The sequence below is a fragment of the Algoriphagus winogradskyi genome (genome assembly GCF_900182815.1).
GTDB classification, from domain to species: Bacteria; Bacteroidota; Bacteroidia; order Cytophagales; family Cyclobacteriaceae; genus Algoriphagus; species Algoriphagus winogradskyi.
Genome location: NZ_FXUA01000002.1, coordinates 802,400 through 816,105 on the forward strand (window position 1 = coordinate 802,400; position 13,706 = coordinate 816,105).

Here is a 13,706-nt window from a genome sequence, read left to right on the forward strand (position 1 = left end):
ATGGAGTTACTTGCTTATCAGTCACTTTTTAGTGACATCAAACAAAAAATCCAAAGATCTCAGGTCAAGGCAGCTGTAGCAGTCAATTCTGAGATGATTCTATTGTATTGGGAGATTGGTAAATCCATCGCTGAAAAGCAAAGCCAAGAGGGTTGGTCTGCCGGTGTGATACCTCAATTGTCCAAAGACTTGCAAAAGGATCTTCCCGGCACCAAGGGTTTTTCGGAAAGAAACTTAGGTAGGATGTTGGCCTTTTACAGGGAATATCCAGAAGCTTCAATTTTGCCACAGCTTGTGGCAAAATTGCCTTGGGGTCACAATATCCTCCTGATCGAGAAAATCAAAGAAAAGGAACTCCGGTTTTGGTATGCGGAACAATGCATCGCCAACAATTGGAGCAGAGATATATTGGATACCCAGGTCAAAACCAATTTGTTTGGTCGGATAGGTAATTCAGTCAATAACTTTGAAGAAACCTTGCCTGCGCCACTTTCAGATCTTGCAAATCAAACACTGAAAGATCCCTATATTTTTGATTTTCTTACACTGGACGCACAACATCGAGAGCGGGATATTGAAAAACAATTGATCCAGCATATCACCCAATTCCTATTGGAGCTTGGGAAGGGTTTTGCCTTCATAGGAAACCAGTATCACTTAAAAGTTGCCGAAAGTGATTACTATCTGGACCTGCTTTTTTATCATACCCGCCTAAAATGCTATGTGGTAATAGAGCTGAAAAACACACGATTTATCCCTGAATATGCAGGAAAGTTAAATTTCTATTTGTCGGCAGTAGATAGCTTGGTCAAGGATGTTGCAGACAATCCTACAATCGGGATATTGCTATGCAAAGACAAAAGTAACATTGAGGTGGAATTTGCCCTCAGAGACATCAACAAGCCCATGGGAGTGAGTGAGCTTAAATTGGTCGAAAACTTACCGGATAATCTCAAGAGCAGTCTTCCGACTATTGAAGAAATTGAAGTGGAATTTGATAAGATGAAGAAATGAAGCTAAGCTTTGAGTCAAACCTAGAACATCAGCTAAAAGCTGTCAAGTCCATTACCGATATTTTTGAGGGGCAGCCTTTGGAGGATTCATTAGTAGAGTTCAATCTCAAGGAAGAAGGAACACTGAACTTGATCAATGGGGTCAGCAATAACCTTGTTCTTTCCGAAGAGCAAATTCTGGCTAATCTGAAACAAGTACAATCAGAGAATGACTTGCCTCTCTCTACGAGGTTGGACGGCATGCACTTTTCCGTGGAAATGGAGACAGGAACGGGTAAAACATACGTTTATCTGAGATCTATTTATGAATTGAACAAACTATACGGTTTCAAGAAATTCGTCATCGTGGTGCCCTCTGTGCCAATCAGAGAAGGAGTTTTGAAAAATCTGGAAATTACCCACGAACATTTTCAAACGCTCTATGACAATACTCCGCTCAATTTCCAAGTTTATGATAGCTCTAAGGTTTCATCCTTGAGAGGCTTTGCGACCACAAACACAATTGAAGTTCTGGTGATCAATATTGATTCCTTTTCAAAGGATGAGAACATCATCAATAAGCCCAATGACAAGTTGAATGGCCAAAAACCATTGGAGTTTATCCAATCAACTCATCCAGTGGTGATTGTAGATGAGCCACAAAATATGGAGACAGAGAAAAGAACTGTAGCAATTGAAAATTTGCAAGGTTTGTGTACGCTCAGATATTCTGCTACCCATCGAAATCAATACAATCTTTGCTATAGTTTAAACCCTGTGAAAGCCTATGATTTGGGATTAGTGAAGCAAATCGAAGTTGATTCAGTGATGGAAGAAAATGCCTTTAATAATGCATTTATATCCGTAGAAGCGGTCAAAGCAACCAAAACAAAAGTCACTGCAAAGCTTGCTATAAATAGCAATGAAAAAGGCGGAGTGAGAAAGAAATCTGTAACTGTCGCAGTAGGAGATGATTTATACGAGCTTTCTAATGAGAGAGAGGTTTACGCTGATGGATATCTGATTGAAGAAATAGATGCAGCGAATAACTGTATCACAATTTCCAATGGGAATATCATTTATAAAGGAGATAGCCAGGGTGGTTTGACTGAAGAAGTGATGAAGTTCCAAATCCGTAAAACTGTTGAAGAGCATCTAAAAAAGGAGAAGCTTCTCAACAAGCAGGGCATCAAAGTGCTCTCACTATTTTTTATTGATAAAGTTGCTAACTATAGGCAGTATGATGCTTCCGGTATTCCTACCCAAGGAAAGTTTGCACAATGGTTTGAGGAGATCTATTTGGATTTTATGACTAAGCCTACATTTAAAGAGTTGGATAAATTTCCACTGAAGGATGTGCATAATGGCTACTTTTCCCAAGACAATAAGGGAAGGATAAAGGATACCTCGGGTGAAACCAAAGCGGATGATGATACCTACAGTCTGATCATGAAGGACAAGGAAAAATTGCTTGGACTGACCAATCCGCTTCGATTTATTTTCTCACATTCTGCTTTGAGGGAAGGTTGGGACAATCCCAATGTATTTCAGATATGTACCTTAAATGAAACAAAATCCGAAATCAAGAAGCGCCAGGAAATCGGAAGAGGTCTCAGACTTGCTGTAGATCAGGACGGAAAAAGAACCTATGACCGGAATATCAATAGACTGACGGTAATTGCGAATGAATCCTATGAAGATTTTGCCAATAGTCTTCAACAGGAAATCGAGGATGAATGCGGTGTGTCATTTGCCGGACGAGTCAAGAACAAACAAACCCGCATGGCAATCAAATACAGGAAGGGCTTTGAGGCGGATCCGGCATTTTTGGATATCTGGGAAAAGCTCAAAAAACGCACCACGTACAAAGTGGATTATAAAACGGAGGATCTGATTGACAAAGCAGCAAAGCAACTTAAAGACCTTCCAAAAATCAACGCCCCATCTATTCGATCTACTAAAGTTAGGATCAATATGGGTACAGCGGGAGTAGAAACAGAATATGCTGGTGACAAACTGGAATCATATGGTGGTTATTCCTGGAAGATTCCAGATGTTTTGGGCTATATCCAAAGTAAAACTGAACTGACAAGAACCACTATTGAGCAAATCCTGGTTCAGTCTGGAAGGATAGAAGATATCTTGATTAATCCGCAATTGTTTTTGGATTTATCCATTCAGACTATCAAGAGGGTTCTACATTACCTGATGATAGATGGAATTAAATATCAAAAGATTGGTACCAAGGAATATGAAATGTCCCTTTTTGAATCTCAGGAACTGGAAATATATTTGAATACCTTTTCCTACAAGGTAAAGGACTCTTCAAAAACCATTTATGAAGAATATATCCCTCTGGATTCAGGTGTTGAGAGTCAATTTGCCCAGGATTGCGAAAGCAGCGAACAAGTAAAGTTTTATTTCAAATTGCCTAACTGGTTCAAAATCCCAACGCCAATAGGAAATTATAATCCAGACTGGGCGGTAGTATTTGAAAATGAGGAAAAGATCTATTTCGTCGCCGAAACCAAGGATACAGGAACGCCTGTCGTTGATGTTTATAGATTAAGTCCCGATGAACAAATGAAAATTAAATGCGGCAAAGCTCATTTCGAAGAATTTAAAGATCTGGAATATAGGGTAGTCAGTAGAGTGGGGCAGTTGGTGGATTAGGGATTAATGATAATTCAATATTGAATGACAAGATTAGCTCCAATGGCTACCGAAATTCTACAATACTCTTCCTTTTTCAATGAAGATCCTCCATCTCGTATTTCTTTATTAGAAGGGTTATCGAAAGATGCAATTTTGTATGAATTGGCATATCTCAACCATCTTATAAAACCCAAAAACAGAATTTTCTTTGATACTAGTTTCGATACGCAAAAGGAGATATTAAAACACCTTTTGAAATCTGATGTACTCTATACGCTTTACTTTAGGGATTTTGTAAATCACTTTCATGGGAAATCATCTCCAATAATTTTTTTTAGAGGGACCTTTTTATATGCAATTGAAGAGATTTATCAAAGTGATGAAGTTAATTCAATCGATGGATTTAAATTTGAAAATGTAGGTCAGTGGGAAAGGCTTTTTAAATATTTATTAGCGGTAAATACAGAGCTACTTAAATTAAAATCCAAATCAAAAGAAGCGGATGAGAATCCAACTTTTGAAAATTTGAACCCAGCAACATTGCCAATAAATGAGTTATTGTTGGAAATAAACCCTGTATTTACGGTCTATCGGAGTTTTTCCATGTTTGATTTTTTCCTAAAGACCGAAAAGTATTCGGAAAACTTGATTCAATATTTTAACAAAACCTATGGATGCATGCCGAAAGAATTTGTTCAAAGAATTCAAAGCGTAATCATGCACGAATCTTATGAAGATAAGAAGTTTGGTTTCTGGTACCCCTCAAATGGAGAAGATCCATTTTTAGAGACTTTAAGTAGAAAGACAAAAAGTAAAGTTATCCTTAAGTTTATTGGGATTAGAAAATCTCCATTGATTAAAGTAAGCAATAATGAATATTTACTTTCAGATTCTATTCTTTTGATAGAAAAATGCTGTTCTCAATTTTTGAATGACTTTTGGTTTGATTTCTTAAAAAGGAACTACAAAGAAATTGACGAGCAAAATAGGGCAATAGAAGAATTTTCCGGGTATTTTGGGAGGTTCTTTGAACAATACTGTTGTGGGATTTTGAGAAGGATATTTGAAGAATATGAGCATTCAATTTTTTTATCTCTCGATCAACTAGCTATTCCAGATTCAAAGGGAGGAAGCGAATTTTCGGATTTTTATTTTCGCTATAATAACAAAATTATTGTGGGTCAAATTAAGAGCGGGAGCCTCAATGACAAGTCTAAATATGGTGGGGATATTGAAAGTTTATATCAAAAAGGAAGAGAGGAGTTTTTCAGCCGTTTTGGGGTGGACCAATTGGCGAAGTCTGTCTCAACTTTATTGGAAAAGGCACCTTTGTTTGACAAAGGATTTCCGGTAGGTAAACAGATCCATGTTTTCCCTTTGTTAGTTGTTAATGAGAAGGTTTTTCAAACAGCATTATTTGCAGATGTTTTTAGTGATCGATTTGAAGAATTAACTAAGGGCTTGATTAACAAAAAGGTATGTGTTAAAAGGATGTTGTTAACTCATGTTTCGGATTGGGAAAATTCAGAAGCCTATCTAACTGAATCACCAAGAAGGATCTGGGGAATGTTTGATAGTCATTTCCGGGATAAAAAATTTGTCCCTGCATTCTCAAACACGATAAACAAACTTATTCCTGTTCAGAAGCGTATTCCCAACGGTTTTGCGGAACGATTCTTAAAGTTTCTTCGATGATATGCTAGAATATGGGAGATAAAGTAGATCCTTTATTAGAATTAGCTGTCTGGGGCAATTTGGACAGATTTTCCGACTATTCCTTAATACTATTAAATGGTCATATTTTTCTTGAAAAGATAATTGAGATAGCCTTAAAGAGAATGGGAGACCCTGATCCAGAGAAGTTGTCCTTTTACTCAAAAGTAATAAGATTGAAACACCTGTTGGGGCAATCACCACATTCAGATTCTATAATTTATTCTTTGACAGAGCTAAATAGACTGAGAAACAAATTAGCTCATGAATTTAAATACGATGCAAAAAATGGCGAGTTCCACAGCTGGTCAGAGCAAGTCCATCTTAATTTTGAAGGTGAAAAATACACCAAGTTTACTCCAAGAACTAAAATTGTCCATGCATTCTCTTTTTTGGCTATAAATATTTTGGAGGCATCAAATCAAGAATAATAGTGACAATTTAAACTAGCAAGTTCCTCCCTATATGAGGGCAGTTCCCGAAAATTTTATTGCTGACCAGATAATTAGATAATTTGATTGATTTTCAGAGTTGTTTTTAAAAAAAAGTAAAAGAGTAAAGATGTACTTATATAATTAATACTCTCAGATTGTTGCCCTTTTTAATTCTCCAAAATTCATCTAGCTATATCAAAAGTATAGGCTATCTAATATACTGTTTCAAGATAGCGGTAAATAAAGGTAGTCTGATATAGAAGCTCTAATAAGCCATATTCCTTTTTCAGAAAAGTAGTAAATTTGAGTTGCTCCTAAAAAGGGAAATATGGAGTTTGATGCAATGAAAAATGATTATTTTCATGCTGAAAACAATCTGGAAACTATTTATTAAGACTTTAATTTGAAGCCATAACCCTGATTAAAATGAAAATATTTACACAAAAGGTCAAAAAATTGATTGAGAGAAAAGATTTTCAGGTGCTGGCTAAATTACTTTCAGAAAATCCTAATCTGGCAAACGAAGGAATTACGATTCCTTTCGAATTTTTTTGTAGACAAAAAGAACACCCACTTCATAGGATTTGCGATGCTATTTTTGCGAGAAAAATTTCGGATGATGATGGAATCATATTTGCAAAGATTTTCTTGGAAAATGGAGCAAAAATAGATGGCAACAAAATTAATGGTGGTGGAACTCCCATTCTTGCTGCAGCCAGTCTTCACGCTTAAAAACTCGGAATATTTTATATTGAAAGAGGTGCTGACATTCATTATACGTATCAGAACAATGGTGAAACTGCATTGCACTGGGCAGCATTTTGTGGTAGGGATAAATTAGTCGACCGGCTAATAAGGTCTGGGACCAAAATTGATGGACAAGACAAGACTTATAACAGCACCCCACTTGGCTGGGCAATCCATTCATTACAATCAAACGATACAGTAAATAAATTCCACCAAGTCGATTGCATAAAACTGCTCTTACAACACGGTGCAGAGGCAAAAAAGCTGGATAAAGGGAAAAATGACTACTTGCAATTGTTGGCTAAAAATGATTTAGAATTGCAAACCCTAATGAATTGAAAAATTTGTAACGCCAGATATTACTCTATGAAGATAAATAGGGGCTATCAATATTTATATTTTTTCAATGTTTAAGAACAACAAGGCTTGTTATCTTGAATAGGAGGACAAGGCACTGTTCCATAGGAGCAATAAACACAGCAATCTCCCTTCTTAGGTTTTAATATCACTTTACAATTCTCACATTCATAAAAGAATTGACAGGCGTCTGTCGGCATGGTTTCTTCTTTTTGATTTCCGCACTCAGGGCAGGTGATTATTGATTTAAGTAGGGCATTCATGCTAATTACTTTTCCTTTCTTTCTGTTACTTTGTATCCTGTGCTATTTATTGCTGTTTCAATTTCAGAAACATTCGTTTTTAAGCTGTCAAACTGTATAACAGCATTGCCGTTATCATATGATGTGGTCGAGCTGATTATTCCAGAAAGTTTATTCACTTCATGGTTTACATGTTCTTCACAACTTGTGCATGTCATCCCATTGATAGAAAACTCTACGGTCTGAAGATTTTCATTGTCAACCAGTTCCGTCTGGCTTCCTGTCTTGGGGTAGAAGATGTGCGAGTAACTTGGAAAGGCAAGCATGAGCATAGCAAATGCAGTCAAAATACCCAAAAATGTTTTAGTTTCAATCAACTTCGGTTTAGCCGGCGTTTCGCAATGGCAATCCGCTTCTCTTTTAGGTTTCAAAATCTGATACCAAGCAAAACCAAGAGTCAAAATTGTAAAAGCAATAAAGTAAGGTCTTGCTGATTCAAGCCAGGAAAAAGTGGATGCGATCCCGCTTGTTCCCGCGACAAGAGCAAAAACAGGAGTAATGCAACATATGGAAGCCGTAAAGGATGATAGAACTCCTGCGCCGATTAGTGTATTATCTTTCTTCATACAGTTTCGAAAACTTTATTTTCCTCAATTAATGTGAATATCGGTTTAAGCAGGATTTTATACTCTTCAGCTAAGGAGTAGAAAATAGTTTGCGCTTGTCTTTCAGCTTCGATGACCTTCTGATTTTTGAGTTTCCTGAGATGTTGAGAAATTGCCGATATGGTCATTCCTAGAATATCACTCAAATCACATACACATAGTTGTTTCTCTTCATAAAGCAGGAAAAGAATTTTCAACCTGACCTTATTCCCAGCCAGCTCAAGTCCCTTTGATAAATAGTCGAAGGATTCGTGAAGCTCAAAAACTCGGCTTTTGCAGCGGTTTAGTTGTTCAACGTCCGCTTGTTGCCTAATACAAGAAATGATATCCATGAATACAAAAATAAGAAAACTTCTTATTTAAGCAAATGCTTAAATACATTTTTACTTTTGTTTTAAAAATCCAATACTCTGCAACGTCAATATCCTAAAATCAAATATTTTTACTTAGTCTGAAATTATCCTTACCTACCGTTATTTCGAATAAAATCACTTCATGTTTTTCTATTTGCTCACTTTTAAAATTCTAAATGCCCCTTGAACAACCAAGACAAAAACAATTGTTCCTATAACCAGATCTGGCGTACTGGATTCTAGCCAATGAACTAATAGGCCTGCGGCAATTACACCTAAATTAATAATCACATCATTTGAAGTAAAAATCATACTTGCTTTCATATGAGCCTCTTCTTTGCTTTTCGATTTTTGCAACAGATAAAGACAAATTCCATTCGCCATGAGGGCAAGAATTGAGACAATAATCATTGTTGAAAAATCCGGAAGCTTCTCGACTCCAAAAAATCTTCTTAATACCTCTACAAATCCGATGATCGCAAGTATGATCTGAAAATATCCAGCCCATTTAGCAATCCGCTTTTTCCTATATATTGTTCCCCCCACTGCAAATAAACTTATCCCATACACAAAGCTATCCGCAAGCATATCCAAGCTGTCGGCAACCAGCCCCATAGATTTGGAAATAATTCCTGTGGTCATTTCGATTAGAAAAAACGCAAAATTTATTGCAAGGACAGACCATAGTAACTTTTTTTGGTGAGTGTGTTCTTTAAAGACCGATTGGTCAGTCTTCTCGGTGGAAATTTTCCTCCCTCCTAAATTTAAGTCCACAACAGACTTTTCGATGGCTTCAATTTCCCCTTGATGAAAAACTGTCAGTTTCCGGTTTGGGATATCAAATTCCAAATTTTCAATACTGGAAATACCGTCCAAATTCATCCTGATAAGGTTCTCCTCCGAAGGGCAGTCCATTTTGGTTATCTCAAAGATTGTTTTTTGCATGTTGACTAGCTTATCTTTTGACAGCAAGATTTTTAAGATTTAAATATATATTATCAATCAGAACTCTTCAGATCAATGTTGATATGTTCGGTATCTATATCGCTTAAAATTGCATGAATCTTCTCTTTTATAGCACTTGAATCCGATAATAATCGAATGTCTGAAACTATAACATGTGCAGTGACCACAGCTTTTTCCTCTGTTAGCGACCATATATGTAAATGCTCAACCTCTTTAACTTTGTCCAAGCAAAGTATTTTTTGACGAAGTTCAGGGAGATTGATGTTCTTCGGAACTTTTTGAAGCAGTATTTTTAGTGCCTGTACCAGTTTATGCATAGCAAATACAAGAACAGTAAGGTTAATAACAATGGCCAGAATAGGATCCAATATTGGAACATCAAATAGCAACATGACAATGCTCCCAACAAGAACAGCAACCCATCCAAGAGCATCCTCTAAAAGATGAATCATCATAACCTGTTTGTTCATCGATTTACCGGATTTCAACTTCCAAACACCGATTCCATTTAAGGCTATACCCAAAAATGAAATGCCAAGCATCCAATATGCATCAGGGTTCTGTGGATTTATTATTCGCTCAACAGATGCATAAACTATATAGATTGATCCGAGTAATAATGTCACCGCGTTTATCATCGCACCCAATAAAGAAAACCGGGCATATCCATAAGAATATTTATCCGTACTTCCTTTCCTGGATTTCTTTTCGAAGTACCAGCCTGCACCCAGTGAAAGGCTGTCAGCAAAATCATGGAGTGAGTCTGCTAAAATAGCGATACTGCCTGAAATCAAACCACCTGTGACTTCTAACACGGTAAAGGCTAAATTCAGGAAAAAGGCTGTCCTGATATTGTTATCTTTTTTTGCCACTGACTAGCTGTTATTTTTTAATCCACTTGAATGCAGTTTCTTTTTCTGAAATATCAAAGTATTTAACTTCACCTGAACTGAAAAAACCCATTAGGTCAGACATTTTTTCTTCCCACTTTTTTTCGCCTACCATGGCCACTTTATCAAAGTCATTGGCATGTTTTGTATCAAATTTCACATCTTCCCAAAAGGCTTTCAGTTCCCATCCCTCAAAATCAACCATTTCAAAATACCATCGAATCTTAGAATGTTTGCCGAGCGCGTTCTTCAATAATGGTAATAGCTTTTTGTAATCAACTTCAGTTAATTTTCCTGAGGCTTTTGTTGCTATGATATTGTTTTCCGTTTGCTCTAGTATCTGTAGCATACTATTGTTTTTAAGTTAAAATATCCTCTCTGTATAAGTATTTATTCTATTTCATTACTGTGGCTTATTCATTTTCGCTGGTATGCCAACAGCCTTAAAGCATTTACTACAACGACTATTGTTGAACCTTCATGAATTAGCACTGCAATGCCTATAGAGGCGAATCCAAAGATCGTAGCAGGAATCAATACGCCGACTACACCTAAACTGATCCATAGGTTTTGCTTGATAATCCCCTTGGCTTTTCTACTTAGCCCAATTGCAAAAGGCAATACTTCAAGTTTATCAGCCATCAACGCAATATCGGCAGTTTCCAAAGCGACATCAGACCCTGCTGCTCCCATGGCAATACCTACGGTACTTGCAGCCATAGCCGGAGCATCATTTACCCCGTCACCCACCATGGCGATTTTGGATTCTGACTGCTTTAATTGTTTGATAGCTTCCACTTTTTCTTCAGGCAGTAAGCTTCCTCTTGCACCAGTCAGTCCGACTTCATTGGCAATTGCATCGGCGACTTTCTGGTTATCTCCGCTGAGCATGATCATTTTTTCAATCCCAATCGCCTTCAGTTCACTTAAGGTAGCTTTGGCTGATTCCCTAGGAGTGTCCATCAGCCCAATGATTCCAAGATAGTTCTCATTTTTTCTGATAAGGATAGTAGTGTTGCCGTTGGACTCCAACTCTTCAATTTTTTTGACTATCTCATCAGAAGGTTTTTTATCATCCAGAGCTTCATACAAATCCAGGTTTCCGATATAGATTTTATCCGAACCCACATTGGCCTTAATTCCTTTACCCAACACTGCTTCCAATGAATCCGCTTTGGGAATTTCTTTGCCATCCATTCGCTCTTTGCCGTCTCTAACTACCGCTTTGGCAAGTGGGTGATCGCTCAGCTCTTCCACCGCTATAGCATCTGCAAGTAATTCTTCGTTGGAAATTCCTTCCAGGGCAATCACCTCTGTGATTTTGGGTTTTCCTTCAGTGAGTGTTCCTGTTTTATCAAAAGCGATTGCAGTCAAAACGCCTAAATCTTCCAAGGGTCTCCCCCCTTTGATCAACACTCCTTTTTTGGCAGCACGGGCTATACCGCTTAATACAGCACTGGGTGTAGCAATGGCCAATGCACATGGACTCGCAGCTACCAAAACTGCCATCGCTCTATAAAAGCTTTGGCTAAAAGACTCATCAATGACCAAAAAGGCAAAGCATAGTATCACCACCAAAACCAACACTGAAGGGACAAAATACTTTTCGAACTTATCAGTGAGTAACTGAGTAGGAGACTTTTGTGCCTTTGCTTCGTTGACTAAAGTGATCAATCTTGATACGGTGGAGTCCGTGGCTAATTTTAACACCTTTATTTCCAAGGTTCCATTTCCATTTATAGTCCCTGAAAATGCACGGCTTTCCTCAGGAACATCTTTAAGAGATAATTCATTTGAATCAGCATTTTGCATAGCAACTTTGTCCACCGGAATACTCTCACCTGTGATGGGTGCCTGATTAACGGCGCTACTACCTTTGATTACTACTCCATCGGCTGCAATGCGGGTGTTGGGCTTGACTAAAATAATATCCCCAATTTTCAATTCTTCAATACCAACTTCTGTGGTAGTATTCTCATCTTTTTTCAAGGCGGTTTTGGGAGCCAGAGTAGCTAGGGACTCAATCGATTTATGTGCTTTTCCCATAGCGTAGTGCTCCAATGAATGCCCTAGGCTAAATAAAAACAACAGCAACGCACCTTCTGCCCATTCCCCAAGGATCGCAGCACCAATGGCTGCGACCAACATGAGGAAATCAATTTCAAACCCTCCTTTAAGAATAGTCTCAATTGCTTCCTTGGCAGTATAGAAGCCTCCAAAAAAATAGGCTCCTATATAAAACCCAAGACTAACCCACTGAGGAACGGACTCCATAAAACTGAGACCAAACCCGATTCCCAACAAAACACCGCAGCAAATAGAGAAAATCAATTCACTGTTTTTTCCGAATATCCCTGAATGTTCTACTTTTTCCTTTTCCATGATTTCATATACCAGTTAGCGTATTTTTCCTTTGTTTTTCAATGATGCCCACCTTCTTCTTCGCTGTTTTTAGCTTTTGAAAGCAGCGTAAAAGCTCCTTCAGTCACCAGCTTGATATCTTCATAGTTTCTAGCGGAATCCAATAATGTTACCTGAGTGAACCCATCTTCTTTATTTCCCATCATTACCTCTATCATCTCATAATCATAAGCTGGCTGTCCATTTTCATCCCGCTCCCCCAAGTAGGAAAAAATAAAATGCTTCTCACCAAAACGTACTACAGCATCATCTGGTGCTACCAACGCTTTTTCCGTAGCGATTTCTATTTTGGCAGTCACATACATTCCTGGGAGCAAATCAGTATTCTTGCTGTCAAAATGACCATGAACCGTCACTGATCTATCTTTTCTCACTCCCTTACCTACCAAAAACACATGCGCCTCTCTCCATTCTTCATCCGTATTGGCAATGTTGAATTTGATGCGTTGATCCTTCTTAATTTTAGGAATATCATTTTCATAGACAGAAAGCTCCACATGCAAATCATCTGAATTGGTTAAATCCATGATTACATCCTGCGGACTAACGTATTTGCCAATATTGGTAAAAACATCCAATACCGATCCGGATACAGGGGAATAGATGTTTACCACGGATTTAATCTCTCCTGTTTCCACTTTCTCGGGATCAAATCCGATCATTTTTAATTTTGCCCTGGATGTCTTTATCCTGGCTTCATTGGCCAGAAAATTACTTCTTGATTCTTCAAAGGTTTTTCCGGAAGCCACTTGTTCACCATACAATTTCTCCTGACGCTCGTACTCAGACTTTAAATAGGAGCTGTTAGCCAGGCTCTCTAAATAGTCCTGCTGAAACTGAATGAATTCAGGGTTTTCAATGGATACAAGCAGTTGCCCTTTTTTGACAGCATCGCCCGGAAGAAGTGTGGTGTTTTTCACAAAACCTCCATAAGGCATGGTAATGGAAATGTTATTTTGCGGTGGGACATCAATCACCCCATTCACCATAAGTTCACTTCCAATTTCCTTGAATTCCAATTTACCCAGCTCGATCCCTGTCACCTCATATTGCGTTTGAGACAGTTCTACCCTGGATTCATTTTCTTCGTGCTCTCCCTGAATTTCAACACTTTCAACTTTTGAATTACAGGAAGCTATAAAGCCTGCTATTGTTAAGGCAAATAGGCTGTTTATGATATATTTTTTCATTTTATAAGATTTTTAGAAATGGTATTATGGAATCGTGAAAGGTTAAACTCATTCTTCTATGTGACTTTTTAGTCATGCTCG

General features: G+C 37.8%; 14 protein-coding genes. 6 read left to right on the plus strand and 8 right to left on the minus strand.

Translation table 11 applies throughout. The features are described 5' to 3' along the window. From QOL76_RS08040 to QOL76_RS21265, 6 genes are all read left to right on the plus strand, one after another. Positions 1 to 1,014 carry a PDDEXK nuclease domain-containing protein gene (locus QOL76_RS08040; protein WP_091692285.1) on the plus strand — a complete coding sequence of 338 codons (1,014 nt, stop codon included), beginning with the start codon at positions 1 to 3 and terminating at the stop codon, positions 1,012 to 1,014. Next, positions 1,011 to 3,665 carry a restriction endonuclease gene (locus QOL76_RS08045; protein ID WP_283412443.1) on the plus strand — a complete coding sequence of 885 codons (2,655 nt, stop codon included), beginning with the start codon at positions 1,011 to 1,013 and terminating at the stop codon, positions 3,663 to 3,665. Before QOL76_RS08040 ends, QOL76_RS08045 begins: the two co-directional genes overlap by 4 nt. 24 nt (positions 3,666 to 3,689) lie before the next feature. Then, positions 3,690 to 5,342, plus strand: coding sequence for a hypothetical protein (locus tag QOL76_RS08050; protein ID WP_283412444.1), 1,653 nt, complete (start codon positions 3,690 to 3,692; stop codon positions 5,340 to 5,342). Between the two features lie 11 nt (positions 5,343 to 5,353). Further along, positions 5,354 to 5,791 (plus strand): hypothetical protein, encoded by a 438-nt coding sequence (locus QOL76_RS08055; protein WP_283412445.1) that lies wholly within the window; start codon positions 5,354 to 5,356, stop codon positions 5,789 to 5,791. Between the two features lie 429 nt (positions 5,792 to 6,220). Further along, positions 6,221 to 6,526, plus strand: coding sequence for a hypothetical protein (locus tag QOL76_RS08060; RefSeq protein WP_091692280.1), 306 nt, complete (start codon positions 6,221 to 6,223; stop codon positions 6,524 to 6,526). Between the two features lie 18 nt (positions 6,527 to 6,544). Continuing rightward, a complete protein-coding gene (locus tag QOL76_RS21265; RefSeq protein ID WP_430383839.1) occupies positions 6,545 to 6,880 on the plus strand; it encodes an ankyrin repeat domain-containing protein in 336 nt (111 codons plus the stop codon). A 71-nt stretch (positions 6,881 to 6,951) separates the two neighbouring features. Here the strand turns inward: QOL76_RS21265 and QOL76_RS08065 are convergent, their stop codons facing one another. The 8 genes from QOL76_RS08065 to QOL76_RS08100 form a co-directional block, all read right to left on the minus strand. Next, positions 6,952 to 7,161 carry a GDCCVxC domain-containing (seleno)protein gene (locus tag QOL76_RS08065; RefSeq protein WP_091692277.1) on the minus strand — a complete coding sequence of 70 codons (210 nt, stop codon included), beginning with the start codon at positions 7,159 to 7,161 and terminating at the stop codon, positions 6,952 to 6,954. 5 nt (positions 7,162 to 7,166) lie between these two features. Then, positions 7,167 to 7,766 (minus strand): mercuric transport protein MerTP, encoded by a 600-nt coding sequence (gene merTP, locus QOL76_RS08070; protein WP_091692276.1) that lies wholly within the window; start codon positions 7,764 to 7,766, stop codon positions 7,167 to 7,169. Beyond that, the gene (locus QOL76_RS08075; protein WP_057938480.1) at positions 7,763 to 8,137 is read right to left on the minus strand and encodes an ArsR/SmtB family transcription factor; all 375 of its coding nucleotides are present in this window, start codon (positions 8,135 to 8,137) and stop codon (positions 7,763 to 7,765) included. Before QOL76_RS08075 ends, merTP begins: the two co-directional genes overlap by 4 nt. A 171-nt stretch (positions 8,138 to 8,308) precedes the next feature. After that, positions 8,309 to 9,103, minus strand: a complete 795-nt coding sequence (locus QOL76_RS08080) for a cation efflux transmembrane domain-containing protein (RefSeq protein ID WP_091692275.1) — start codon at positions 9,101 to 9,103, stop codon at positions 8,309 to 8,311. Positions 9,104 to 9,156: 53 nt separating this feature from the next. Then, positions 9,157 to 9,996: a cation diffusion facilitator family transporter gene (locus tag QOL76_RS08085; RefSeq protein WP_283412446.1), complete on the minus strand. Its 840-nt coding sequence runs from the start codon at positions 9,994 to 9,996 to the stop codon at positions 9,157 to 9,159. A gap of 10 nt (positions 9,997 to 10,006) precedes the next feature. After that, on the minus strand, positions 10,007 to 10,363 hold the full coding sequence (locus tag QOL76_RS08090; protein WP_283412447.1) for a SpoIIAA family protein: 357 nt from the start codon (positions 10,361 to 10,363) through the stop codon (positions 10,007 to 10,009). Between the two features lie 68 nt (positions 10,364 to 10,431). Then, a complete protein-coding gene (locus QOL76_RS08095; protein ID WP_283412448.1) occupies positions 10,432 to 12,396 on the minus strand; it encodes a heavy metal translocating P-type ATPase in 1,965 nt (654 codons plus the stop codon). A gap of 38 nt (positions 12,397 to 12,434) precedes the next feature. After that, positions 12,435 to 13,625 carry an efflux RND transporter periplasmic adaptor subunit gene (locus QOL76_RS08100; RefSeq protein ID WP_283412449.1) on the minus strand — a complete coding sequence of 397 codons (1,191 nt, stop codon included), beginning with the start codon at positions 13,623 to 13,625 and terminating at the stop codon, positions 12,435 to 12,437. Positions 13,626 to 13,706 lie beyond the last annotated feature (81 nt).